The sequence below is a fragment of the Shinella sp. JR1-6 genome (genome assembly GCF_004284735.1).
Lineage (GTDB): Bacteria > Pseudomonadota > Alphaproteobacteria > Rhizobiales > Rhizobiaceae > Shinella.
On record NZ_SHMI01000005.1, the window covers coordinates 159220 to 183910 of the forward strand.

26 protein-coding genes are annotated in these 24691 nt (G+C 61.6%); 19 read left to right on the forward strand and 7 right to left on the reverse strand.

Annotated features, from left to right (window positions below):
* The first annotated feature begins 212 nt into the window (after positions 1-212).
* From bamA to lpxB, 6 genes are read left to right on the forward strand one after another with little or no spacing between them, the layout of a single operon-like run.
* Complete coding sequence (gene bamA, locus EXZ48_RS10695; RefSeq protein WP_023516364.1) at positions 213-2543, forward strand: outer membrane protein assembly factor BamA; 2331 nt, start codon at positions 213-215, stop codon at positions 2541-2543.
* Between the two features lie 49 nt (positions 2544-2592).
* Positions 2593-3660 carry a UDP-3-O-(3-hydroxymyristoyl)glucosamine N-acyltransferase gene (gene lpxD / locus EXZ48_RS10700; protein ID WP_130516204.1) on the forward strand — a complete coding sequence of 356 codons (1068 nt, stop codon included), beginning with the start codon at positions 2593-2595 and terminating at the stop codon, positions 3658-3660.
* Positions 3653-4120: a 3-hydroxyacyl-ACP dehydratase FabZ gene (gene fabZ, locus EXZ48_RS10705; RefSeq protein WP_023516366.1), complete on the forward strand. Its 468-nt coding sequence runs from the start codon at positions 3653-3655 to the stop codon at positions 4118-4120. The genes lpxD and fabZ overlap by 8 nt, the downstream gene beginning before the upstream one ends.
* Positions 4121-4122: 2 nt before the next feature.
* Entirely contained in the window at positions 4123-4932 is an 810-nt protein-coding gene (gene lpxA, locus EXZ48_RS10710) for an acyl-ACP--UDP-N-acetylglucosamine O-acyltransferase (protein ID WP_130515851.1), read from the forward strand.
* Positions 4933-4937: 5 nt separating this feature from the next.
* A complete protein-coding gene (locus tag EXZ48_RS10715) occupies positions 4938-5816 on the forward strand; it encodes an LpxI family protein (RefSeq protein WP_130515853.1) in 879 nt (292 codons plus the stop codon).
* A complete protein-coding gene (gene lpxB / locus EXZ48_RS10720) occupies positions 5813-6991 on the forward strand; it encodes a lipid-A-disaccharide synthase (RefSeq protein WP_130515855.1) in 1179 nt (392 codons plus the stop codon). Before EXZ48_RS10715 ends, lpxB begins: the two co-directional genes overlap by 4 nt.
* Positions 6992-7022: 31 nt before the next feature.
* Here the strand turns inward: lpxB and gltA are convergent, their stop codons facing one another.
* Positions 7023-8312 (reverse strand): citrate synthase, encoded by a 1290-nt coding sequence (gltA, locus tag EXZ48_RS10725; RefSeq protein ID WP_023516370.1) that lies wholly within the window; start codon positions 8310-8312, stop codon positions 7023-7025.
* Positions 8313-8620: 308 nt separating this feature from the next.
* On the opposite strand from gltA, the gene EXZ48_RS10730 reads away from it, so the two are divergent.
* Positions 8621-11077 carry a ComEC/Rec2 family competence protein gene (locus EXZ48_RS10730; protein WP_130515857.1) on the forward strand — a complete coding sequence of 819 codons (2457 nt, stop codon included), beginning with the start codon at positions 8621-8623 and terminating at the stop codon, positions 11075-11077.
* On the opposite strand, the gene lexA is transcribed toward EXZ48_RS10730, so the two are convergent.
* Positions 11071-11796, reverse strand: a complete 726-nt coding sequence (lexA, locus tag EXZ48_RS10735; protein ID WP_130515858.1) for a transcriptional repressor LexA — start codon at positions 11794-11796, stop codon at positions 11071-11073. The genes EXZ48_RS10730 and lexA overlap by 7 nt on opposite strands.
* A 327-nt stretch (positions 11797-12123) precedes the next feature.
* Positions 12124-12699: a helix-turn-helix domain-containing protein gene (locus tag EXZ48_RS10740; protein WP_130515860.1), complete on the reverse strand. Its 576-nt coding sequence runs from the start codon at positions 12697-12699 to the stop codon at positions 12124-12126.
* Between the two features lie 312 nt (positions 12700-13011).
* Here EXZ48_RS10740 and EXZ48_RS10745 point away from each other — a divergent pair, with 312 nt between their 5' ends.
* The 12 genes from EXZ48_RS10745 (at position 13012) to EXZ48_RS10800 (ending at position 20988) form a co-directional block, all read left to right on the forward strand.
* Positions 13012-14073 carry a helix-turn-helix domain-containing protein gene (locus EXZ48_RS10745; protein WP_130515862.1) on the forward strand — a complete coding sequence of 354 codons (1062 nt, stop codon included), beginning with the start codon at positions 13012-13014 and terminating at the stop codon, positions 14071-14073.
* 57 nt (positions 14074-14130) lie between these two features.
* Positions 14131-15045: a hypothetical protein gene (locus EXZ48_RS10750; RefSeq protein WP_130515864.1), complete on the forward strand. Its 915-nt coding sequence runs from the start codon at positions 14131-14133 to the stop codon at positions 15043-15045.
* Entirely contained in the window at positions 15032-15808 is a 777-nt protein-coding gene (locus EXZ48_RS10755) for an AAA family ATPase (protein WP_165909328.1), read from the forward strand. Before EXZ48_RS10750 ends, EXZ48_RS10755 begins: the two co-directional genes overlap by 14 nt.
* A 96-nt stretch (positions 15809-15904) precedes the next feature.
* On the forward strand, positions 15905-16267 hold the full coding sequence (locus EXZ48_RS10760) for a hypothetical protein (protein ID WP_130515869.1): 363 nt from the start codon (positions 15905-15907) through the stop codon (positions 16265-16267).
* A 2-nt stretch (positions 16268-16269) separates the two neighbouring features.
* Complete coding sequence (locus tag EXZ48_RS10765) at positions 16270-16713, forward strand: regulatory protein GemA (RefSeq protein WP_165909329.1); 444 nt, start codon at positions 16270-16272, stop codon at positions 16711-16713.
* Between the two features lie 101 nt (positions 16714-16814).
* On the forward strand, positions 16815-17222 hold the full coding sequence (locus tag EXZ48_RS10770; protein ID WP_130515874.1) for a hypothetical protein: 408 nt from the start codon (positions 16815-16817) through the stop codon (positions 17220-17222).
* A 229-nt stretch (positions 17223-17451) separates the two neighbouring features.
* Entirely contained in the window at positions 17452-18027 is a 576-nt protein-coding gene (locus EXZ48_RS10775) for a hypothetical protein (RefSeq protein WP_130515876.1), read from the forward strand.
* Positions 18027-18569: a phage protease gene (locus EXZ48_RS10780; protein WP_130515878.1), complete on the forward strand. Its 543-nt coding sequence runs from the start codon at positions 18027-18029 to the stop codon at positions 18567-18569. Before EXZ48_RS10775 ends, EXZ48_RS10780 begins: the two co-directional genes overlap by 1 nt.
* Before the next feature lie 22 nt (positions 18570-18591).
* Complete coding sequence (locus tag EXZ48_RS10785) at positions 18592-19563, forward strand: capsid protein (protein ID WP_245461997.1); 972 nt, start codon at positions 18592-18594, stop codon at positions 19561-19563.
* A 215-nt stretch (positions 19564-19778) separates the two neighbouring features.
* Positions 19779-20261 (forward strand): phage virion morphogenesis protein, encoded by a 483-nt coding sequence (locus tag EXZ48_RS10790; protein WP_130515880.1) that lies wholly within the window; start codon positions 19779-19781, stop codon positions 20259-20261.
* A gap of 17 nt (positions 20262-20278) precedes the next feature.
* Positions 20279-20539, forward strand: a complete 261-nt coding sequence (locus EXZ48_RS10795; RefSeq protein WP_130515882.1) for a hypothetical protein — start codon at positions 20279-20281, stop codon at positions 20537-20539.
* Positions 20540-20664: 125 nt separating this feature from the next.
* On the forward strand, positions 20665-20988 hold the full coding sequence (locus tag EXZ48_RS10800) for a hypothetical protein (protein ID WP_130515884.1): 324 nt from the start codon (positions 20665-20667) through the stop codon (positions 20986-20988).
* 120 nt (positions 20989-21108) lie between these two features.
* Here the strand turns inward: EXZ48_RS10800 and glp are convergent, their stop codons facing one another.
* The 4 genes from glp to trpD are packed head-to-tail and all read right to left on the reverse strand — an operon-like array spanning position 21109 to position 24689.
* Complete coding sequence (glp, locus tag EXZ48_RS10805; protein ID WP_130515886.1) at positions 21109-22332, reverse strand: gephyrin-like molybdotransferase Glp; 1224 nt, start codon at positions 22330-22332, stop codon at positions 21109-21111.
* On the reverse strand, positions 22332-22829 hold the full coding sequence (gene moaC / locus EXZ48_RS10810; RefSeq protein WP_023512641.1) for a cyclic pyranopterin monophosphate synthase MoaC: 498 nt from the start codon (positions 22827-22829) through the stop codon (positions 22332-22334). The genes glp and moaC overlap by 1 nt, the downstream gene beginning before the upstream one ends.
* A 13-nt stretch (positions 22830-22842) precedes the next feature.
* Positions 22843-23658: an indole-3-glycerol phosphate synthase TrpC gene (gene trpC, locus EXZ48_RS10815; RefSeq protein WP_130515888.1), complete on the reverse strand. Its 816-nt coding sequence runs from the start codon at positions 23656-23658 to the stop codon at positions 22843-22845.
* Positions 23659-23666: 8 nt separating this feature from the next.
* On the reverse strand, positions 23667-24689 hold the full coding sequence (gene trpD, locus EXZ48_RS10820; protein ID WP_130515890.1) for an anthranilate phosphoribosyltransferase: 1023 nt from the start codon (positions 24687-24689) through the stop codon (positions 23667-23669).
* Between the last annotated feature and the right edge of the window lie 2 nt (positions 24690-24691).

The following is a 24691-nucleotide window of genomic DNA, read 5'->3' on the forward strand; positions in this document are numbered from 1 at the left end:
AAAGGGGAGCCGCTTTCGCTGAGGCAGTCGTGCTAACGCTCTGTTTACCGTAATGAAACGGATGTAGTGACCTTCGGGCCACGGTTGGAATTGAAGTAAACAGAAATTAACGCGTGCGCTTGCTTGTATGGCAAAAGCGGTTAAAACGGCAAACGTGACCGGAATCGGGCGTACGCGCCTCCGGGACGTTGAAACGAAGGTAAGTAGTGAAGATGAAAGCTGGTTCAAACTTTTTGAACGCCGTGTCGGCCGTTGCATTGTCGGCCAGTATGGTTGTCACGGGCGGCTCTTTTGCCACGCTTGTCTCCGCCTCCGTCGCGGAAGCGGCCGTTATCCGCAGCATCCAGGTGCGTGGCGCCAGCCGCGTGAGCGCCGATACGGTCAAGGCGAACATCACCATCACGCCCGGCAAGAATTTCTCCAATGCCGATATCGACGCCTCCGTGCGCCGCCTTTTTGCGACCGGCTATTTCTCGGATGTGAAGGTTTCGGTTTCCGGCAGCACGCTCGTCGTCACCGTCGATGAAAACCAGCTGATCAACCAGGTCGTCATCAACGGCAACCGCAAGATCAAGGACGAGAAGCTCGCGCCGGTTCTGCGTTCGCAGTCGCTCGGCCCGTACAGCGAAACCGCCATCGAGGCCGACAAGCAGGCCATCCGTGATGCCTACGCTTCGATCGGCCGTTCCGACGCCACCGTCACGACGCAGGTCTATCCGCTCGGCAACGGCCGCGTGAACGTTGCTTTCGTCGTCGACGAAGGTGACCGCACGAAGATCTCGCAGATCAATTTCGTTGGCAACCAGGCCTACAGCAACAGCCGCCTGCAGGCGGTCGTCGTCACCAAGAAGTCGAACTTCCTGTCGTTCCTGACCCGCAAGGACGTTTACAGCGAAGACAAGCTGCGCGCCGACGAAGAGGCGCTGCGCCAGTTCTACTTCAACAACGGTTATGCCGACTTCCGCGTCGTTTCGTCGGAAGCCGTTCTCGATGAAGCCTCCAACGAATATGTCGTGACCTTCACGGTCGAGGAAGGCCAGCGCTACGACTTCGGTGAAATCAACGTTGAATCGACCGTTGACGGCATCGATGGCGAAGAGCTGAAGGGCCTCGTCGAATCGCGCCCGGGCAAGACCTATCGCGCCCGCGACGTGCAGGACACGATGTCCGAGATTTCCAAGCGCGTCGCGGCCAACGGTTATCCGTTTGCCCGCGTGACCCCGCGCGGCAACCGCGACCTCGGCAATGGCACGATCGCCGTCGATTACCTCGTCGACCAGGGCGAGCGCGCCTATGTCGAGCGCATCGAGATCCGCGGCAACACCCGTACGCGTGACTACGTCATCCGCCGCGAGTTCGATATCGGTGAAGGCGATGCCTTCAACCAGGAAGTCATTACGCGCGCCAAGCGCCGTCTTGAGGCGCTCGGCTACTTCTCGACCGTCAACATCACCACGGCGCCGGGCAGCTCGGCTGACCGCGTTGTGCTCGTCGTCGACGTTCAGGACCAGTCGACCGGCTCGTTCGGTATCGGCGCCGGTTACGAGACGGGCAACAAGGGCGGCTTCAAGCTGGAAGCTTCGATTGAGGAAAAGAACTTCCTCGGCCGCGGCCAGTATATCCGCGTGGCTGCCGGTGGCGGCGAGAATTCGCGTGACTACAACCTGTCGTTCACCGAGCCCTACTTCCTCGGTTATCGCCTTGCGGCCGGCTTCGACGTCTTCAAGAACGAGGACGACAGCGAAGATTACTACAGCGTCGATACGCAGGGCTTTACCCTGCGTGTGACGGCTCCGATCACGGAAGACCTGTCGACGTCGCTGCGCTACAACTACACCAAGCTCGACTACAAGTCGGGCGACCTCGATGAGCTGTCGTCGCCGTATCAGCATGTCGTGGTCAACGGTCCATGGGTTCGTTCTTCGGTCTCGCACAGCCTGACCTACGACACGATCGACGATCGCACACTGCCGCGCGACGGTATCTTCGCCCAGATCACGCAGGAATTTGCCGGTCTCGGTGGCGATTCGGATTTCTACAAGATCTCGGGTAAGGCTCGTTACTTCCACACGCTGCTCGAAGACGCCGATGTCATCGGCTCCATCGCGGTCAGCGGTGGCCATATGTGGGGCCGCAACGACGTGAAGGTCTTCGACCAGTTCACGCTGTCGGCGAACGACCTGCGCGGCTTCGAATCGAGCGGCATTGGCCCGCGTGCAACCTCGACGGGCGATGCGCTCGGCGGAACGACCTACTTCACGGCGTCCGCAGAAGCCTCCTTCCCGCTGCCGTTCATCTCCCGTGACTCGGGCTTCCGCGGCGCTGTCTTCGTTGATGCCGGCACGCTTTACGGCAATGACGTCAAGACCGTTGCGGCCGACAGGGTCCGTGGTGACGACATGAGCCTGCGCGCTTCCGTCGGTGCCTCGATCATCTGGGCTTCGCCGTTCGGCCCGCTGCGTGTCGACTACGCGGTTCCGGTCAAGAAGGAATCCTTCGACGAGGTGCAGCGCTTCAAGTTCGGCATCGCGACCCAGTTCTGAGGTAAGCAGTCCAGAACTGCGAGAAGACGGACGTTCTGGAGTCATGCCTATGGAGCATAACTGGTTCTTTCCGCCCCATGACGGCATTCGTCTGGGTGACCTTGCCACAAGGCTTGGGGCGGAACTCGCCGATCCTGCGCAGGCCGATCGCGTCGTGCGCAACGTTTCGCCCGTCAATCGGGCGAAAGAAGGCGATCTCTGTTACATTCTTTCCCGCAAGTTCCGCGCCGAGCTCGAGACCTGCGAGGCGAGCGCGATCCTGTGCGACCGCGCTCTCGTATCGCTCGTTCCCCCAAAGACCGCGGTGCTGATTTCAGCCCGTCCGCACACCGCCTTTGCCCGCGCCGGCGAAATCCTGCACCCTTCGGCCATGCGCCCGGAAGCGATGACCTCGGCGCCCGTCGGCGTTGCACAGGGCGCCTATGTCGATCCGCAAGCGCGGCTTGAGGACAATGTGTCCGTGGAACCGATGGCCGTGATCGGCAGGGACGCGGAGATCGGCGAGGGCAGCCGCATCGGGCCGGGGGCGATCATCGGTGCAGGCGTGCGCATCGGCCGCGACTGCACGATCGCCGCGGGCGTTACGATCCAGTGTGCGCTGATCGGCAACAATGTCATCATTCACCCCGGCGCGCGCATTGGCCAGGACGGTTTCGGTTATGCTCCCGGTCTCAAGCCCGGCATGATCAAGATCGTTCAGATCGGCCGCGTGATCATCCAGGACCATGTGGAGATCGGCGCGAACACGACGATCGACCGCGGCACGATGGACGATACCGTCATCGGCGAGGGGACCAAGATCGACAACCAGGTCCAGGTTGGCCACAACGTACGCATCGGCCGGCATTGCGGCATCGTCAGTGGCGTGGGCATCGCCGGTAGCACGCGCATCGGTGACGGCGTGATGATCGGCGGCGCAGCCGGCATCAACGGTCATATTACCATTGGCGACGGCGTGCAGATTGCTGCCATGAGCGGTGTCGTCGCCGATATTCCAGCCGGCGAGAAATACGGCGGCATTCCCGCGCGCCCGATGCGCGATTTCCTGCGCGACATGGCGGAGATCGCCATGCGTTCCAGCACTCGAGTCCAGAAAAAGGGGGGCAACGATGAGTGAAGAAACCAAGGCAACGCTCGGCGTGGCTGATCTGCGTGAGATCCTGACGCTGCTTCCTCATCGTTATCCGTTCCTGCTCGTCGACAAGATCGTCGACATCGATGGCGACGATTCTGCTGTCGGCATCAAGAATGTTACGGTCAACGAGCCGCAGTTCATGGGCCATTTTCCCGATCACCCGATCATGCCGGGCGTGCTGCTCATCGAGGGCATGGCACAGACCGCCGGTGCGATCTGTGCCCGCAAGACGCGCTCGGGCTCCAACCTCGTCTACTTCATGACGATCGACAATGCCCGCTTCCGCAAGCCGGTCGTGCCCGGCGATCGCGTCGAGTTCCATGTCGTCAAGCAGAAGCAGCGCGGCAATATCTGGAAGTTTCACTGCGATGCAAAAGTTGATGGGCAACTCGTCGCGGAAGCTGATATCGGCGCGATGATCGTCAAGAAGGAAGACGCCTGATCATGATTGCCGCCAGCGCGAAGATCCACCCGCTCTCCGTCATCGAGGACGGAGCGGTCATCGGTGAGAACGTCGTCGTGGGACCCTTTTGCCATGTGGGGCCCAAGGTCGCTCTCGGCGATGGTGTCGAACTTCTGACGCATGTGGTGGTGACGGGGCGCACGCATATCGGCCGCGGCACGCGCATCTTCGCCAATGCCGTTATAGGTGGCGATCCGCAGAGCGTGAATCACGACGGCGCCGAGACGACCCTCTCGGTCGGCGAGATGTGCGTCATCCGTGAAGGTGTGACAATGAACACCGGCACGACGGAAGGCGGTGGCAAGACCGTCGTCGGGAACCACAACCTGTTCCTTGCCAATTCGCATGTCGCGCATGATTGTCAGCTCGGCGATCACATCATCCTGTCGAACAATGTCATGCTCGCCGGCCACGTGACCGTTGAGGACCGGGTGATCCTGGGTGGCGGTTCGGCGGTGCACCAGTTCACCCGTATCGGCCGGCAGGCCTTCATCGGGGGGCTTTCGGCGGTTGCCTATGACGTGATCCCCTATGGCATGCTGAACGGCAACCCGGGCATCCTCGGCGGCCTCAACGTCGTCGGCATGAGCCGCTCCGGTATGGAGAAAGCGACGATCCATGAGGTTCGCCGCGCCTTCAAGCAGATTTTCGAGGGCGAGGGGTCGATCCGCGCCAATGCGGCGGCGATCCGTGCGGACTATGCCGATAGCGTGCCTGTCATGCACATCCTCGATTTCATCGCTGTAGAAAGCGACCGCGCGCTGTCTTCCCCGAACCGCGGCAAGGGCTGAGCGGCGTGGCGGACAGCCGGCCCCTCGTGCGCGACCGGCTGGCCATCATCGCCGGCGGCGGCCTGCTGCCGCGCTATGTCGCGGATGCGGCCCGCGCCCGTGGCGAGGATCCCTTTGTCCTGGCGCTTCGCGACGAATCCAGCCCGGACTGGACCGGCTTTGACCATCAGGTCATTTCCATTGGCAACTATGCCGGTATTGGCGCCGCCTTTCGGGCGAAGGGCATCGGCCGCGCCGTGCTGTCGGGTTCCGTCCGCCGTCGACCGGAATGGCGTGACATCCATGCGCCGTTGAAAGCGCTCGCCGCCGTCCCGTCCATCATCCGAACCCTGCTGAAGGGGGGGGATGATGCGGTGCTGAAGATGGTCATCCGGTTGATCGAAGCGGAGGGGGTGCGGGTCGTCGGCGCGCACGAAATCGTGCCTGATTTGCTCGGCAGCGAAGGCCCGCTCGGCACCGTCACGCCGGATGCGGCCGCCGAAGCCGACATTGCCGCCGCGGCCGCCGCGGCGCTGGCGCTCGGTCGTCTCGATGTGGGGCAGGGCGCCGTCGCGCTTGGCGGGCGCGTGGTGGCGCTCGAGGGCGCGGAGGGTACGGATGCGATGCTGGAGCGCGTGGCAAGCCTGCGTGCCGCCGGACGCATCTCCACGCGCCGCAAGGGCGTTCTTGTCAAACTGTGCAAGCCCGAGCAGGACTTGCGCGCCGACCTGCCGTCCATCGGCATGGAAACGTTGCGCCGCGCCCGCGCCGCCGGCCTTGCCGGGATCGCCGTGGAGGCAGGGCGCTCGCTTGTGCTGGAACGTGCGGCACTTGTTGCCGAAGCAGATGCGCACGGTCTGTTCGTGACGGGCATCATACCCGAGAGGGCGGAGGCACGGCGATGACGGAAAGCCCTCTGAAAATCGGCGTCATTGCCGGCGAGGTTTCCGGTGATCTTCTCGGTGGCGATCTGATCGCGGCGCTACGGGCCATGTATGCCGGTCCGGTGACGCTGGTCGGGGTCGGTGGCGAAGCGCTGGAGCGGCAAGGTCTCAAATCCCTGTTCGATTTCTCCGAACTCTCCATCATGGGCATTTCGCAGGTGTTGAAGCGGCTGCCGTCGCTTATCCGCCGCATTCGCCAGACGGCCGATGCGTTGGTCGCCGCACGGCCGGATGTGCTTCTCATCATCGACAGCCCGGACTTCACCCATCGCGTGGCGCGCCGCGTGCGCAAGGCGCTGCCGGACCTGCCGGTCGTGAATTATGTCTGCCCGAGTGTCTGGGCCTGGAAGCAAGAGCGCGCACCGCGCATGCGCGCCTATGTCGACCATGTCCTCGCGCTTCTGCCGTTCGAGCCTTCCGTGATGGAGCGGCTCGGCGGCCCTGCGACCACCTATGTCGGTCACCGGCTGGTCAGCGATCCCGACATCCAGCAGGTTCGTGCCGCACGGCTTGCCCGTGGCGAACGCGCGCCGGGCGAGCACGCGTGCCTGCTGCTTCCCGGTTCACGCGGCACGGAAATCACCCGTCTGCTGCCGGTCTTTGGCGAAGCGGTGCAGGAAATTATCGGGCGCAACCCCGGCACGCGCTTCCTTCTGCCGACCGTGCCGCGGCAGGAGGCGCTGGTGCGGAAACTGACGGCGGACTGGCCGGTGCAGCCGCAGATCACCGTTTCGACCGCGGAGAAGTGGCAGGCCTTCATCGAAGCCGATGCGGCGATCGCGGCCTCCGGCACCGTCATCCTCGAACTGGCGCTCGCGCGCGTGCCTGTCGTCTCGACCTATCGTTTCGACTGGCTCGCCAACCTCTTCCTCGGCAAGGTGAAGATCTGGACGGCGGCGATCCCCAACATCATTGCCGACTACGCCGTCGTGCCGGAATATCTGAACGACATGGTGCGCCCCGGCAGTCTGACCCGCTGGGTCGAGCGGCTTTCGACCGATACGGCCCAGCGCAGCGCCATGCTGGAAGGCTATGACCTGGTACACGCGCGCATGCAGACACAGCGCCCGCCCGGCGAAACTGGCGCGGCGGTCATCCTGGACCTTCTTGCAACAAAAAAGCCCGGTCGAAACTGACCGGGCTTTTTCATGGATGGCTCCGCTGAAATCAGCGCTTGGAGACCGGTACGTAGTCCCGCTTCGGGGCACCGATATAGAGCTGGCGCGGGCGGCCGATGCGCTGCTCCGGATCCTCGATCATCTCGTTCCACTGGGCGATCCAGCCGACCGTGCGGGCGAGCGCGAACAGCACCGTGAACATGGTGGTGGGGAAACCGAGCGCCTTCAGCGTGATGCCGGAGTAGAAGTCGATGTTCGGGTAGAGCTTCTTCTCGATGAAGTAGTCGTCCGTCAGCGCGATGCGCTCCAGCTCCATGGCGACTTCCAGCATCGGATCGTCCTTGATGCCGAGTTCGCCGAGAACCTCGTGCGTCGTCTTCTGCATGATGCGGGCGCGCGGGTCGTAGTTCTTGTAGACGCGGTGGCCAAAGCCCATCAGGCGGAACGGGTCGTTCTTGTCCTTGGCCTTGGCGACATATTCCGGGATACGCTCGACCGAGCCGATTTCCGCGAGCATGTTGAGCGCGGCTTCGTTGGCGCCGCCATGGGCCGGGCCCCAGAGGCAGGCGATGCCGGCCGCGATGCAGGCGAACGGGTTGGCGCCGGAGGAACCGGCGAGACGAACCGTCGAGGTGGAGGCGTTCTGCTCGTGGTCGGCATGCAGGATGAAAATGCGGTCCATGGCGCGCGAGAGCACCGGGTTGACCACATAGTCTTCGCAGGGCACGGCAAAACACATGCGCAGGAAGTTCGAGGCGTAGTCGAGGTCGTTCTTCGGGTAAACGAAGGGCTGGCCGATGTGGTACTTGTAGGCCATCGCGGCGATCGTCGGCATTTTGGCGATCATGCGCAGCGAGGCGACCATGCGCTGGTGCGGATCGGTGATGTCGGTCGAGTCGTGATAGAAGGCCGAGAGCGCGCCGACACAGCCGCACATGACGGCCATCGGGTGGGCGTCGCGACGGAAGCCGGTGAAGAATCGGCTCATCTGCTCGTGCACCATGGTGTGGTGCGTGACGCGGTAATCGAAATCGTCCTTCTGGGACTTGGTCGGCAGTTCGCCGTACAGCAGAAGGTAGCAGACTTCAAGGAAATCGCCGTGTTCGGCCAACTGTTCGATCGGATAGCCGCGATGCAGCAGAACGCCTTCGTCGCCGTCGATATAGGTGATCTTCGATTCGCAGGATGCGGTGGAGGTGAAGCCGGGATCGTAGGTGAAGGTGCCGGTGTTCTTGTACAGCGTGCCGATGTCGATCACATCGGGGCCGATCGTACCGGATCGCGTCGGCAGCTCAACCGCTTTGCCACCGACCGATACACCCGCGCTTGTTCCTGTCATAACGATCCTCCGTTGTTTCCAATGGCGGCACGAAGTTGTGCCGGAACCATGAACATGCTCGTTTTGCTAGCCCATTTGCACCTGCCTGCCAAGCGAGACGAAAGGCAAATTGTGCATTGCGAAAATAGGCTTTCCGGCAACGCAATATCTACCCTTTCCAGCAAGTTTCAAGCAACTTTTACGCGTGTTTCGCGAAATGCGGAGGTGGCATCCTTTCTGTCTTGCTTAGCACTTGTGACGGCCACTGCTGATTGAAGTTTCCATCATTCGGTTGCACAATGGCGGTGTGAACGGGTGGGGCCGGGATCATGGAGAAGGGCAAGGTCGCAGAACGGCGGGAGGTGCCCGAGGCGCATGCCTGGCGGGCGGCGCCTGACGATGCTCCTCTGCCGGTCCCGGCACGCGATCCGCCGGCCCGCAGGGGCAGGGTCGTGGTGCTTCTGACAGCGGCGGGGCGCTTGAGGAGTGCTTCCGAGACGCCGCAGACGTGGCGCGCCGCCTTCGCGCAGGAACGGGCACATGGCCATTTCTTCCTGTTCGTGCCGGTCTTCCTTGGTGCTGGAGCGGCCCTGTGGTTTTCCGCCGTTACTGATCCATCGCTTCCAGCACTGCTGCTTTTCGCTGCCTTCGCGTTCTGGCCCGCCTGGCGCTTCAGACATCGGGAGGATTGGACTGCGCTCGCCGCCGGGGCGATACTCTTCGTTCCGGTCGGCATGCTGCTGGCGGCGCTCGAAAGCGCGCGGCTCGATACGGTCGTGCTTGATGCGCCCGTTACCACCGATGTCAGCGGGCGGGTGCTGGCGCGCGAGAGTGACGAACGGGGTGCGATCCGCTACCGCATCGCGCTCGATACGACACGCGACCCGGTGCTCAAACGCCCGCCCGGCGTGGTGACGCTCCTCGCCCGCAGTCGGCATGCGCCGATCCCGATCGGCGGTGGGATAACCGGACGGGCACGGCTCGGGCCGCCCTCTGGCCCGGCGCTTTCCGGCCTCAACGACTTCGCCTTCGACGCCTATTTCGCCGGCACCGGCGCGGTCGGCTACTTCTATCAGGCCCCGCGTGCGGTTGCAGTGGCCGAGCCGGGCGTCGAGGGTCGGATTCGACAGACGGTCGCGACCTGGCGCAACAACCTCACCGAGCATATCCGCGGGCGGATTGGCGGCGATGCCGGCGCGATCGCCGCGGCCCTGGTGACGGCGGAGCAGCGGGCGATCAGCCCGGAAACGGTGGAGGCATTGCGAGAGGCGGGGCTTGCCCATGTGCTGGCCATTTCCGGGCTCAACATGGTGCTCGCCGCTGGCACTTTCCTCGTCGGCGCCCGCGTTCTGATGGCACTGATCCCGGGCTTTTCCGAACGCTATCCCGCCAAGAAGATTGCCGCCGCCGGCGCGCTCGTCATGGTGACGCTCTATATCCTCGTTTCGGGCGGTGCGATCTCCGCCGTGCGCTCGTGGATCATGATCTGCATCATGCTGGTGGCGGTGCTGTTCGGCCGTGCGGCGATCAGCCTGCGCAACGTGGCACTCTCGGCCATCGTCATCCTTGCCGTGACACCGTCGGCCGTCACCAATCCGGGCTTCCAGATGTCCTATGCCGCAACGCTCGGGCTCGTCGCCGGCTATGCGGCCTGGCGGGAACGTCCTGTCCGCCGCGAGGGCGAGGGAGGGCGCCTGAAACTGTTCGGTGGTGCGCTGGGGCGCTTCTTCGGCGGGCTGCTCCTGTCCTCGCTGATCGGCGGGTTCTCGACCCTGATCTATTCCATCGGCCATTTCCATCGCATCCCGGCCTATGGACTTGCCGGCAACTTGCTCGCCATGCCTGTCATCAGCGCGATCGTCATGCCCTTCGGCCTCATCGCCGTACTGCTCATGCCTTTCGGCCTCGATGGCGTGCCCTTCGCGATCATGGGCAAGGGCATCGAGTGGATGATCGCGCTGTCGACATGGGTTGCGAGCTGGAAGGGCGAGATCGTCACCGGCCGCATTCCCTCGATTGCGTTCCTGCTGATCGGCCTTGGTGGCGGGCTTGTCTGCATCCTGCGCACGCGGCTGCGCCATGCGGGAACGCTGCTTGTCGGGATCGGCCTCGCCATCGCCTGCTTTCCGGCTGGAGGTGCCACGCCGGAAGCGCTGGTGTCCGAGGATGGCCGCCTCGTTGCCATCCTTCGCGGCGAAACCGTCGCCACAAACCGGGCAAGACCGCCAGACTTCATCTATTCGCAGTGGCGGCGCGCCCTTCGGCTCGGCGAACTTGTAAAACCGGAGATCCGCAGAAGCGCCGGCTTGACCCTTGAAGAAGCCGTCAGCACCACGGGTGCTGCAGAAAGCCGAAACAAGCCCCGGCGCACGGCCGACCGGCAGAAGGCGAGGGACGCCATGGCGTCCGCGCTCGCGGAGGCCCGGGCCGGCAATGGCTTCGTCTGCGAGGCAAAGGCCTTCTGTGCCGCCGTCTCGCCAAGCGGCTGGCGGATCGTGACCCTCGACGACGTCGCCTTCCTGGGCACGGCCTGCGACGCTGCCGACCTCGTCGTCGTGTCCCTGGCCCTGCGGCTCGAGGCTTGCCGCTCGGGTGCGCGCCTGGTGACGGCGCGTCACCTGAGGCGAACCGGCGCCCTCGAAATCCACCCGGACGCCGAAGGCCTATCCAACATCTTTTCAGCTGCGCAGGTCACACCAGCCGTGGAAAGTCTCGACCGGCCCTGGGCCCGCCACCGCAGCTACGACTGGCGCACAGGCAGTTTCGATCCGCAGGGCGATCAGTGATAGCGGCGAATGAGGCCAACCAGCTTGCCCTGGATTTTTACCCGGTCCGGCCCGAAGATGCGGGTCTCGTAGGCGGGGTTTGCCGCTTCGAGCGCGATCGACGCGCCCTTGCGGCGGAAGCGCTTCAGCGTGGCTTCCTCGTCGTCGACAAGCGCCACGATGATTTCGCCGGGATTGGCGCTGCTCGCCGTGCGGATGATCACCGTGTCGCCATCGAGAATGCCGGCCTCGATCATCGAATCGCCCTTGACCTCCAGCGCATAGTGATCGCCGTTGCCGATCATCTCGGCTGGAACGGTGATGTCATGGGTGTTGTTCTGGATGGCGGAGATCGGCACGCCGGCAGCGATGCGGCCCATGACAGGAACGGAGACGGATGAGGAAACCTCGGCCACGGGCGTGCGCCGCGGCGGGGCGGCGACGGGAGCGGGGGGCTGCTTGCCGCGACTGCCCTCGATGACGGCAGGTGAAAAGCCGCGGCGCGGCTGCAGGCTCTGGGCATAGGCTTCGGGAAGCTTTATCACCTCGAGCGCGCGGGCCCGGTTCGGCAGGCGCCGGATGAAGCCGCGTTCCTCCAGCGCCGTGATGAGGCGGTGGATGCCCGATTTCGACGCGAGATCCAGCGCGTCCTTCATCTCGTCGAAGGAGGGAGGAATACCGGACTCCTTCATCCGTTCATGAATGAACAGGAGAAGTTCCTGTTGTTTCCGCGTGAGCATGGCTCCTCCACCGAGAATCGAGTGAAACAAATCCAGAACAGACACTATCTGTTCCATATGTGTTCTGCAAGGGGCTGCTGAAACAATAATAGTACTGGTGGAGGCGCGCGAGCTAATCCGGAATAGCGCGCATAGATAATCTGGAATTCAAAAACAGGCGCTGCCTTGTTTTTAAAGGGCTTTTGCCGCGAAAGTGGGGGTTCCCAATGCGCCAATTGGTAACCCCAAACACGGCCATTCCAGCGGATATAATAACTAATTGAAAATACAACGATTATTGCGGCCCTTAACCTTCATGGCCGATCACCCCACGTGGGATTGCGGACCCTATTGCGGACCCTGCTTTTTGCGGCGCTCCGTCCGGTTTTCAATTGCTCTTATGAAATGAGGTAAATCACTGCGGAAACTCTTTCGACCATACTCATCGAATGCGGCTTCATCCATCTTACCACTGTCAAGAAGCGACCGCCGCTCATGTCGAACCAATGCAAGGGTACGCAGAATTGCCGCCCCTAAGCTTTTCCCAGCCTCGGTTACCTCGCTCTCGCTCATGAACGCCAATTCCTCGGCCGCAAATTGACCGAGCAATTCAGCGATTATGGCCTCTCCGGCGATCTCAAAATCTCTGATTGTTAAATCTTCAAACTTAAAAAGCTGAACAAAATCTTCGCCCGACAGAGGCGTGCGATCTTCACCGAAGAGAAAGAAATCGATCTTGCGGCCAGTCTCTACAGTTAGCTGGAGGACTGCCTCGATTGGCAAGGAATTTCTGGATCGCCATGAGGAAACTGTTTTGTTTGAAACTCCAAGATGAGTAGCGAGATTGGCATCCGTGTTTATGCCACACGCCGCTTTCATCCGATCCAAAATCTCTGGCACATTTAACGTTGTCGCATCGCTCACAGGCACCCTCGTCTACAAAATGCGGACGGAGCCGCATGACATCTGCATTGTGCGGACATGCGGTCTGCATAATGCAGTTTTATCAAGGTGTGCCTTGAAATGAAAGCCAAATCCAAAACTCCTTCGAAGGAGCTTCTGGTCTACGTTCGCGTAGAGTTCATCCTTCAAGGTTCCTCCTTCAATGCATGGTGCAAAGCCAATGGCGTTGTTCGCAGGACCGCTGAACAGTCACTAAGCGGCGACATTTGTAGCGAGAACGCCAAACGTCTCGTGGAGACGATCTTGAAAGCTATCGAACGACGGGCGGCCTAAATGTCGAACTGGCTTACGGCAGACGACTTTGCCCAAGTGGCAGGAATATCATTTCGTAAAGCGCGCCGCGCACTTTCATTGGCAAGAAGCGGTCAGGTATGGCGGGGCGACGCCCTTGAAGTCCGCACCTTCCACGGCCGTGGCGGTCGCTCCGGCATCCAGTATCAGGTACGGGTTTCCAGCCTTCCGCCCCATCTTCAAGAGCATTTAAAGACCCTTCAAATAGCCGATAAAGCGGTTTTAAGCTTCCGCCTCGGTGACGATATGGCTCGGCTGGAACGCGCGTGGAAACACGACATCATCGCGCCGGCGCTGGAGCATCCGTACCGGAGCCCGGAACGCAAGGCCGAAATCGAGAAGCTGCACGGTACCTATCGGCTCGACTGGACCGGCCATAAACGCAAGCTCACCCAATCCACCCTATATGAGTGGATCAAGATTTTCGAAACAGAGGGATTTCAGGGCCTTGCGCAGAAAGTCCGGAGCGACAAGGGCGAAAAGAAAGCCCTAATCAACCGGGCGTGGATGCAGACGGTTCCCTTTGACGATATCGCCAAGGAAACCATTGCCGAGGATATCGTCCAGTTCATTCGCGGGCTGATCGTCAAAGGCACCACGCGCAAGCTGATCCGGTTCATGGCTTCTGCCGAGCTGCGCCGCCTCACCGCTGCATATGGTTATGTCGTCACCGATGAGACCGAGGCCACGAAGCTGTTTAATATCCCCGACAGCATCGTGTCGGCCGAAGCCCGGTTTAAGGCCGTCTATCGGCATAACTTCGACCGGAAAGCCAGCGAGGACAACAAGCCACGCATCCGTCGCACGATAGCTGGTCGCCAGCCCATGGAGATTGTGGTGATGGACGTGCACCATATCAATGTGATGGTGCGCCGGAATAACGGCACGGTCGCGAGCCCTAAGTTTCTGGCCTTCCACGATGTGGCGACGAACCGTGTTTTCGGGGAACTCGTCTTTCTCAACGAGCGCGGCGGCGTGCGCAACGTCGATGTGATCGAGGCATTCAAGCGTATGTGCCAGCATCCGGCCTTCGGCATGCCGTAGAAGCTCTATTGCGACAATGGCTCCGAATACCGTTTTGCCGACTACCTTGAGGACGCCTTGAAGCTGAATTGCAGCATCACGCCTTACACGGCAGAGGATCGTAACCGTGTCATCCGGGCGAGGGCCTATAACGCATCCGCTAAGGTGGTTGAAGGCTTCTTCCGCCAGATGAACCAGCAATATTTTCGACATATTCCCGGCTGGATCGACGACAACCGCATGAACCCGAAGCGCCGGGAACTCGGCAAGCCGATGCCTCCATACGAGAACGGCTTTGACGAATTCTGCAAACTGGTTTTCCAGCTTCTGAAGACCTACGAGGCATTGCCTCAGGGAGGCGCGCTTGCCGGCAAGTCGCCGTCGCAGGCTTTCGAGGGGCATGTGAAGGCCGGATGGGCTTCCACGCTGATAGACGACAGCCAGTTCTACATGGCCTTCGCCAAGCCGGAGCGCCGCAAGCTGGAAAAGCACGCCTTCAGCCTCGGCGGGCGGTTGTGGACCGGACCGGAACTCGACAGGTGCTTTGAAACCACTGTCATCGTCCGCGTCCCTGCCTATCACGGCTTCAATGAGTTGCTGGTGGAAACCGTCCAGGGCGAGCGCATCGGATGGGCCACGCCGGATTGCGAATTCCTCTATGATGATCCTCGCGGTGCACAGACCAGCGCGGCGCGCGATAAAAACCGTAAGCAGGCGCTCCGCAAGATGCAGCGTTCCGTGCCTGAAATCGACGTTCTCGGCAAGTTGATCGAGATCGGCGAGGGGGCAGCGCAAATCGTTCCAAACGCGCCAGCCGGGGTGATCTCGGTCGATCTGGACGGCGGCGGCAGCCACGCCATCGTTCCTGTACGTTCTGCGAAAAAGACCCGCCAGCAATTGGAAGAGAAACAGCGGGAAATGGATGAGGCCCGGTCGCTGCTTGTTCGCGCCGCCGCCGCTCACAATCAAAGGAAGTACGATGGAACTCATTAAGCCATATGTGCCGGCGAGGGAGTACTTCGTGGAGATCAGCGCCGTTAAGCGCATTCGCGACGGGCTAGATTACACCATGAATTTCGGAGAGCCGGTGCAAGTTGTAAGCGATCCCGGTCATGGCAAAACAACTGCTCTCTATTATCTGGCGAAGGAACTCGGCGGAGTCTACTGCCTTGCCGGGCAGGCTCACAAGACCGTGCCGGACATGTATCGAATGCTTCTTGCCGCCTTCGAGATTTATCATGACTGCACGTACACCCGCGATCTTTACAACGTGCTTGTCCGCAAGCTCGCCAGAACTGATTGGGATCGGCAGCATAACCCGCGCCGCTTGCTCATTGTTGATGAAATCCAGACGCTGGAAGCGACGGCGCAGCGGGAACTCCAGAACCTTCAGGAGACGTGCGACCTCGCGCTCATCATGAGCGGCAACGGCTCCCGGCTCGCGAAATCGAAGGTAGACCAGTCCGCCTGGAAGCAGGTGGATGAGCGCCTTGGCATGAAAATTCAGCTTCCGAAACTGGATCGACGCGACTGCGATGTGATCGGCGCAGCCTACGGTGTCGAAGGAATGGACGCCTACGAAGCGATAGGGAATTTCGGCATGCGCACAACTGCCCGCCACCTTGGGCGGTTGTTGCGCGAGGCCAAAATGCTGACCACCGGCACAGGTGGTATCCGTTTACAGCACATCAAAACCGTCATGAAGGCAAAACCTGATCAGGCGGACTTGAGGCTTTTGAGACCGGAAGCGGCCTAGCAGCCGCCTCCACCCACCCGCGTACCATCTGAAACCAATGTTCTCCGTGCATCTGTTCGGCGTAGTGCGGAGCTATGTCCAAGAGAAAGAAACACCATGCTTCACAAGATCAACGAACATAGCATGCTCCGCACGCTGCTTACCAACGAAGAACGGATGCTCGCCAGTATATTATGCGAGACCGAACAAAATGTCCGCGCAATGTGCCGTGTGATGCAGGTATATGACCAATACGGCATGGATAGACCACTTCGCGAGGATACTCTTGACGAGCTTCAAGCGGTATTCTCTGCCTTCTATACGTATGTTGATACTCAAATGGATGCCATAAGCGATCTCGCACGAACGCTTGAGGATGATTTCGAATGGGTTTCCCTTGAGGCCCTTCGGGCGAGTGACGATTTTCGACGCGATGGGCATGATGCCTCACCTTCCATGGCTCCCGTATATGGAGAATGACGATGGCGAAGAGTAGCGCTTTCACATCCCCTATCACGCCAAAACAGATAGCCCTTCTTCACGTCGCGAAGAAGCAGCTTTCCCTTGATGACGACAGCTACCGGGCGATCCTCGCCCGGTACGGCAGGTGCGAAAGCGCGGCCGATCTCACTCAGCCCGGCTTCACCGCTGTCATCAAGTATTTCACCGCTATGGGCTTCCGCTCGACCTGGACGCAACGGACCTATGGCTATCGGCCGACGATGGCAACGCCTGCGCAGGTCGATCTTATCCGGTCACTCTGGGGGAAATTCACCGGCAAACCGGATAATGGTGACGTGGAACTGAACAAGTGGCTGGAACGGTCGCACAAGGTTTCCTCCTTGCGCTTTGTTGACAACAAACGGGCGGCGAAAGTCATTTCGGCGCTCAAGGCGATGGCCGCCCGCAAACTGGATCAAATTTAAAGCTGGTTTAAAGGCCGTGGGGCGCATTCCCGGCTTTGGGCGAACAACCTTGGCCTGCCACCACTCAAGCGCTCCCTATGCGCCAATCCAAAGGAAAACGCATGAGTAAGAAAATCAAATACGTCGAGGTACGGGTGGCGACAATCGACCACCGCAAATATGCCGTCGTGCCGCTGCGCGAATACGAGGAATATGTGACGGCCACTCTGCTCCGGAAAACACATAAACGGCCAAGGCCGTCATTCATCGACGAGCGGCCGACGGTTGCGGCATTCTTCGCGGAAAACATCAACACGAAGAGCGCAGCGACACTCATAACCGAATGCAGTGGCCGGTTCGGGGCGGAAAACACGCCTACTCTTGCAGTGGTGTACCGATACTGGAAGAGGTTGAGCGAGCGCGCGGCTTGCAGCAGACCCTCAGAATTCGGCCTTACAGCGAGGTTGATCGTCTGTTTCAGATTTTGTGTGACGATCTTGATAAAGACTAGCGGCTTTTCCAGCCGATAGAACACAGGCCTTTTTCGACCCGTCTTGCCCCGGGTGACCATTCATGCGACTCTGCGCGGGCGCGAGCAAGGTACACCGGGACGGTTGTCCGGATCCGCGAGGGAGTGCCGCCCCTCCGCGCAATCTCTCCTATGAGTCCCTATACAGCCATGCAACTGACACTGTCAGTGTCGCCGACACTGTCAGTGCCACGCTATCTCTTCAATCAACCCGGTGAAGAGGTGGTTTTGTGGCAACGGTTGAGATCAAGGACGATAAGGAGAGTTCGCTTTTCGAGGGGCTTACCACCTATGAGGTTCTGGAAGAGCTTATTGGGCCTGAACTGACGCGCCACTTTTGCGATCTTTTCGGCGGACGCACCATGTACGTCCCGGCCGAACCACTGGAAGGGCATTGGGTTGTGCGCGCGCTGGGCTGGGAAGCAGCCGAAAAGCTCTGCTCGTACTATCGCGTTCGATCCGCGGGCGCGCGCGTAAAAATCCCGAAAGGGATTGATCATCACCACAAGAACACTCTCGCCGATGTTGCCAGATTGATGGACGAAGGCGTCTCCGCCTATGACACCGCGATTGCGCTCAACCTCCATGAACGAACCATCTTTCGCGTCCGACAGCGCGTCTACCGGCAGCGCGCCAAGCGTTTGGGAACGCGCATCAAGAATTTGCGCGCGGAAGGGTATTCCGTCGAGCAGATCGCGCATGAAATGGAAATGCCCATTCTGCACTTGAAAAACATCATCGCCATTCTCGATGGCGACAAGGAGCGTGCGCTTGAGCGGCGGCGCGCCAATCGGAAAGAACTCTGATGGTGGCGCTGGTCATATGGGGGAACCTCCTTCCGAAAGGTCCCGATCTGACGGCCCGCGATGATCGCCGCTGGACGTATAACCCTGCCGAGGTTGTCGCGGCCTTCGTCGCGAACCAAGGTCCACTTGCGGTCGATTACGAGCATGGGCAAGACCTTCTCAAGGGTGAGGCTGCGCCGGCCGCTGGCTGGATCGTCGCGATGGAAGACCGCGACGGCGCGCTCTGGGGCAAGATCGAATGGACCGAGCGTGCGTCGGCTATGATCCGGGAGCGGGAATATCGCTTCCTTTCATCCAGCATGCGTCTTGCGAACGGCGGTCGCATCATCGGCCTTGACGGCGCGGCGCTGGTCAATCGGCCCGCGTTGCCGGTCGCCGCGCTCGATCCCGACCAGACCGGCGAAACGGAACGGGAAGCCCGCGCGCTCGCCAGCAAGGCACAGGTCTACCAGACAGAACAGGCGACCCTTGGTCGCGCAATTACAATCTCGGAAGCGGTCACGACGGTTGCGGCAATGTCCGCCGGCCGCGCCGCCTTCTGACTGCCAAAAACGGAGCCGTAACATGACCATGAACCGCCCCTTTCCCGTAGACGCAACGATGACGGCGATTGCCATCGCCTATCGCAACGATCCCTCGGAAATGATCCACGCGAAAGTTCTTCCGGCCGTGCCGGTCACGTCCGGCCGCTTCGCCTGGTTGAGCTATCCGATTGAAGAGGCGTTCACAGTGCCGGAACTGGAAGTCGGCCGGAAAGGTCAGCCGGCGCAGGTCGAATTCACGGCGAAGGAAGAGGAAGGCTCCATTTCCCACTACGGCCTTGATGACGTGATCCCGATTACGGACATTGACGAGGCGGCGGCAGCGCGGAAAGCCAGAACCAGCACGTACGATCCCGAAAACGCCGCCGTCGAGAGCCTGACGCGTCTCGTCATGCTTGGCCGCGAACTGCGCGCCTCGAAGCTCGTGCAGAACCCCGACAACTACGACGCCGCGCGCCGGCTGGCTCTCACCGGCGGCGACAAGTTCTCAGACTTCGCGAACTCCGATCCCTACGGCGTTTTGAATGCAGCCATGACAAAGCCGCTCGTCTATCGCGCGAATACGGTTTCGATGGGGATGGAGGTCTGGGAAGTGACCAAACGGCACCCGAAGCTCATCAAGGCCGTGAAGGGTGGGCTTGCGGAGGATGGCGCGATCAGCCGTGCGCAGTTCGCCGAGCTGCTGGAGATCGCGCCGGAAAACCTGCTGATCGGCGCGTCGATGGTGAACATTGCCGCCAAGGGACAGGCCGTCAATCTGGCGCGCGTCTGGGGCAAGTCCATCCAGTGCCACTATGTCGATCCCCGGAAGCAATCCACCATGGACAATATCCTGACATGGGGTTTCACGGCCGAGCAGGAGACACGCATTGCCGGCTCTATTCCCGCACCAAACGTCGGCATCAAGGGCGGCAAACAGGTGCGTGTCGGGGAGATGGTCAAGGAAGTCGTCTGCGCCAAGTCGCTCGGCTACATCATTCAGAACGCGATTTAGGGCGCGTTTAAGAGGCAGGCGCGGAAGTCCTCAGCCGCGCAGAGCACTCCGGCACCGGTTGGCTGGAGCAAACTGGTGGATGGCGATTTGGCTCATGGCCGCCATCCACCGACAAGGTTGCTGGCTTTCTCCTTGGGCCAGCGACAGTAGCGCCCCGGCACAATTGCCGTTGTTCAGCCGGGGCGCTTCATCTGAATGGCCATTGAGGTATCGGGATGTCTGGCGTCGTTGTTGAGGTGCATTCGGTTGGGCTGGATGAAGCGCTCACTCGGATTGAAGCGCTCGCGGATATCGAGACCTATCCGCTTATGGAGCGGGTGGGACGGCTGATCCAGGAGCGGACACGCAAGAGGATATCGCAAGACAAGGAATCCCCTGAGGGAACTCCATGGAAGCCGAACGCTAGTAGGACCAGGACGCTCGAAAGAAGCGGACAGTTGTACAATTCCATCGACTATCTCACCACGTCAGACACAGCCATTGTCGGGAGTGGCCTTGTATATGCCCGCATTCATCAGCTTGGCGGGACCATCAAGCCCAACACGGCGGCGGCGCTCGCGTTTATGGCTGGGGGGCAACTCGTTTTTGCTTCCAGCGTCAACATCCCCGCTCGGCCCTATCTTGGGCTATCCGCCGATGATGAGCAGGAAGTCATCCACGTCACTGAGATTTTTCTTTCGGAGCTTTTGGGGCCATAGCCCCTACGGAGTTTTCTATGCACGCCTTGCCGCCAGATTGCATCGAGCTACCCAAGGAAGACGATGACGCGTTGACGGTTTCCGAGGTCATCGCTGCCTATGATGCGCTCCTTGAGGAGATCGCCCAAAATGACAGGGCCGTCATAAATCTGCTTCTGCGGAATCCGAATCTGACAGCCGAAGAGCGAGCGGCTATCGGTGCTTGGGGTGCGCGATTGGAGGAACTGGTGAGCCATTTCATGCTTCAAAATTTCTCGGCAACCGGCGTCACCCAATAAAGTCGAAACTCTCGTACGATGGTATCAAAGCAATCCGACCGCCTGACCACGGATGTACTGGCGAGCGGTTAGATTGGCAGGGCGGACTTTGGCGACCGTCCTGCCATGAAACATAAGGGGTCGAGATGACTACAATGGAGCGGTGTGGCGATTGTGGTCGCCTTGCACTCAGCGGCGAAACCGTAACAATCTCAGCCGAGGAATACGAGGCGCTGTGCCGTTATGCCGAGATCGGTCGAGACCGGAAAGCAATCAGTTCATATCGGGCAGTTTCGCATTCCGCCATCGCGCGGAATCCTGCATTGGCGGATTTCATTCTTGAAAACGCGGTCACGTTAACGACCTCAGAAGTGGTCAAGCGCGCGAAAGCAAAATTCGGCGACGGAATACCCTCGCGCTCATCCGTCTATCGGTTTATCGAGCTGATGAAGGTCCGAAACAGTGCTTGACCCAACTTCTGAAAGCCGCCTGAGACAAATCGGATAAAGGCTGGACTTACTGCATTTTACTAGATCAATTCCGGCCTAGAGGCTGGTATTCCGGATTAGCTGTAACAGGTACAGTACTGTTCAGGCGGATGGTTCGCGCAGGAGAAGCACTGTACAGGGCGCGCCTGCAGGGGCCGCCGGCGCGTGGGGTGCGCGGACGAGAAGGGCCTCGGATGCGGCGAAGGCCTTCATCATGGAGGAATCCTGCTTGTCGAGGGGCGTGACGAGCAGGTCTCCGGCGGGGTCGCGGGCAATGCGTGCGCGAACATAGTCCTGCCGGTGGTCGTTCTCCTTGAGCGGCACGGCGGCAATGGCCGGACGTTCGCGGTTTTCCGCTGGAAGGCGCGCGAGGCAGCGCACGAGGGGAACGAGGAAGAGGTGCGAGCAGACGAGACTCGAAACAGGGTTGCCGGGCAGGCCCACGACGTGCACGTCGCCGAGGCGGCCGACCATCAGGGGTTTGCCGGGGCGCATGGCGATGCGCCAGAAATCGAGGTCCATGCCGGCTTCGCCGAGCACGGGCTGCACAAGGTCGAAATCCCCGACGGATGCGCCGCCGAGTGTGACGAGCGCATCGATACCGAGCGACAGTGCGTGGCGCACGGCGTTCAGAATTGCGTCCTTGTCGTCGCCGACGATACCGAGGTCGATCACCTCCGCGCCTGCCGCGCGGGCGAGCGCAGCGACGCCGTAGGTGTTGGATGCAATGATCTGGCTGGCGCCTGGGGGCGTGCCCGGCGACACAAGCTCGTCGCCGGTGGCGAGCACGGCGATGCGCGGGCGTGCATAGACGGTCACCGCCGCATGGTTCATGGCTGCCGCGACCGTCAGGCGGCCGGCATCGAGCACGTCGCCGGTCCTCAGGACGATTTCGCCTTCGGAAAAATCCTGGCCGCGCGGGCGGATGTGGCGGCCCTTCGGTGTGAGGAAGGTGGTGCGGATGCGACCGTCTTCCAGGACCTCGGCATCTTCCTGCAGGAGCACGGTATCGGCGAAGGCCGGCAGCGGGGCGCCGGTGAAGATACGCACGGCCTCGCCGGGGCCTGCGGTGCCCTGGAAGGCGTGGCCAGCGGACGACATGCCCGCAACGCTCAGGATCGAGCCGAGCGTGGCTATATCCGCGTGGCGCACGGCATAACCGTCCATCGCGGAATTGTCGAAGGGCGGCTGCGTCAACTTGGCAGCGACATCCTCGGCGAGCACGCGGCCATCCGCCTCGTGCAGCCGGACCAGCTCTGTCTGCTGTGTCGGCCGGGCGGCCGAAAGCAGGCGATGGAGGGCGTCTTCGACAGGCAGCAGCGACATCAGCCTGCGTCTCCGCGCCGGTAGTCGCCGGAGCGTCCGCCGGATTTTTCGACGAGGCGGATGCCGCCGATCTCCATCTCGCGGTCTGCGGCTTTCGCCATGTCGTAGATGGTGAGGCAGGCGACGCTGACGGCGGTGAGCGCCTCCATCTCCACGCCGGTGCGGCCGGTCAGCTTGGCCATTGCCTCGATCCGCAGTCCCGGAAGGCTGCGGTCCTCGCGGATGTCGACCGCGACCTTGCTCAGCATCAGGGGATGGCAGAGCGGGATGAGGCTGGCGGTCTGCTTGGCGGCCATGATGCCGGCAAGCCGCGCCGTACCGATCACGTCGCCCTTCTTGGCGTCGCCCTTGAGGATGAGGTCCAGCGTTGCCGGCGCCATGCGGATGAACCCTTCGGCAACCGCGATGCGCACCGTCTCGGCCTTGCCGCCGACATCCACCATGTTGGCTTCGCCGGACGCGCCGATATGCGTGAGCGTGCGGGCCTCGCCCGTCATTTCGAGACCGCCATCATTCCGCTGCCAGCATGCCGGCCGAGCCGGTAAGGAGCTCGCGAGTGGCGGCCGCCACGTCATCCTTGCGCATCAGGCTTTCGCCGACGAGGAAGGTGGAGATGCCGACCTTGCCGAGGCGTTCGCAATCCGCATGGGTGAAGATGCCGCTCTCGCCAACGAGCAGGCGGTCATCCGGCACCATGCCTGCGAGCTTTTCGGAAACGGCAAGATCCACGTCGAACGTGCGCAGATTGCGGTTGTTGATGCCGACGAGCTTGGACTTGAGCTTCAGCGCGCGTTCCATTTCAGGCGCATCATGCACCTCGATGAGCACATCCATGCCGAGCGCGAAGGCGGCGTCTTCCAGCATCTTCGCATCGTCGTCGCTGAGCGAGGCCATGATGAGAAGGATGCAGTCCGCACCCCAGGCACGGGCTTCCAGCACCTGGTAGCTGTCGAACATGAAGTCCTTGCGCAGCGCCGGCAGGGCGCAGGCCGCCCGCGCCGCTGTCAGGAATTCCGGCGCACCCTGGAAGCTCGGTGTGTCCGTGAGAACGGAAAGGCAGGCGGCTCCGCCGGCCTCATAGGCCTTCGCCAGCGCCGGCGGATCGAAATCCGGCCGGATGAGGCCCTTGGAGGGGCTTGCCTTCTTGATCTCGGCGATGAGGCCGAAGCGGCCTTCCGCCTTTTTCGCCTTGAGGCTCGCAAAGAAGCCCCGCGGCGGCTCCTGGTCGCGGATGCGCGCGCGAAGCTCGGCAGGGGAAACACGCGCCTTGGCGGCGGCGATTTCCTCCAGCTTGTAGGCTTCGATCTTCTTCAGGATATCGGTCATGGACAATCCTACTCCGCCTGGCCTTCGTTGGAAACTGCGACAAGGCGTTCCAGAACGGTGCGCGCACGTCCGCTTTCCAGCGCTTCGGTGGCGAGGCGCATGCCGTCCCTGAGTGTTTCCGCCTTGCCGGCGACGACCAGCGAGGCCGCGGCATTGGCGAGCGAAATGTCCCGGTAAGGCATGTGTGCGCCGCCGAGCACGGACAGGAGGGCGGCGGCATTGTGCGCGCCGTCTCCACCGCGCAAGTCGTCCAGTGCGACCTGGGGAAGGCCGAAATCGGCGGGCGTCAGTTCGAAGGTGCGGATCTTGCCATCTTCGAGCGCGGCGACCGTCGTCGTGCCCGTCGTGGTGATCTCGTCGAGGCCTTCGCCATGCACAACCCAGATGCTCTCCGAGCCGAGATCGCGCATCACTTCGGCGATCGGCAGCAACCAGTGCGGCGAGAAGACGCCGAGCAGCTGGCGTTTGACGCTGCCGGGGTTCGAAAGCGGGCCGAGCAGGTTGAAGATCGTGCGCGTGCCGAGTTCGACGCGCGACGGGCCGACATGCTTCATGGCAGGATGGTGCAGCTGCGCGAACATGAAGCCGAGGCCGGCATCGTGCACGCAGCGTGCGATCTCCGCAGGGCCGATGTCCAGCTTTACACCGAGGCAGGAGAGGGCGTCCGCCGTGCCCGACTTCGAGCTGAGCGCCCGGTTGCCGTGCTTTGCGACCGGAACGCCGGCGCCCGCGACGATGATCGCCGCGAGCGTCGAGATGTTGTAGGTGCCGGCGCCGTCGCCGCCCGTGCCGACGATGTCCACCGCATCGGTGGGAACATTGACCGGCAGCATGCGGGCGCGCATCGAGCCGACGGCGCCGTAGATCTCGTCGACGGTCTCACCGCGCACGCGCAGCGCCATCAGGAAGCCGCCGATCTGCGAGGGCGTGGCGGCGCCGGACATGATGATCTCGAAGGCGCCGCGGGCGTCCTCGCGGTCCAGCGTCGCGCCCCCGGCAACCTTGGCGATATAGGGTTTCAGGTCGGACATGC